Source organism: Methylobacterium sp. C33D, assembly GCF_053345825.1.
The window spans coordinates 1-309 of the sequence record NZ_JBKFAV010000193.1 but is presented as its reverse complement, the minus strand read 5'-3'; the positions used below and the strand labels follow the sequence as shown (position 1 = coordinate 309).

Below are 309 nucleotides of genomic sequence, written 5' to 3'. Positions count from 1 at the left end.
CCGGCCTCGCGCAGGCCGCGCAGCGACAGGTGGCCGAGGCGCTTCGATAGCCCCTCCCCGTCGGCCGTCGTCAGCAGGTTGTGGTGGCCGGAGACCGGAACGGCCTTGCCCAGGGCCTCGAAGATCTGCACCTGCACGCCGGTGTTGGTGACGTGGTCCTCGCCGCGGATCACGTGGGTGATGCCGAGATCGGCGTCGTCCACACCCGACGGCAGCGTGTAGAGGTAGCTGCCGTCGGCGCGGATCAGCACCGGGTCCGACAGGGACGCGCAGTCGACATGGGCCGGCCCGCGGACGAGGTCGTCCCAG

The 309-nt window shown here is 71.5% G+C and carries 1 protein-coding gene; it reads right to left on the bottom strand.

Features of this window, described 5'->3' with window-relative positions; translation table 11 throughout:
- The coding region (locus ACLBXO_RS31995) for a glutamate--tRNA ligase family protein (RefSeq protein WP_447687946.1) at positions 1 to 309 on the bottom strand (309 nt) is incomplete at both ends.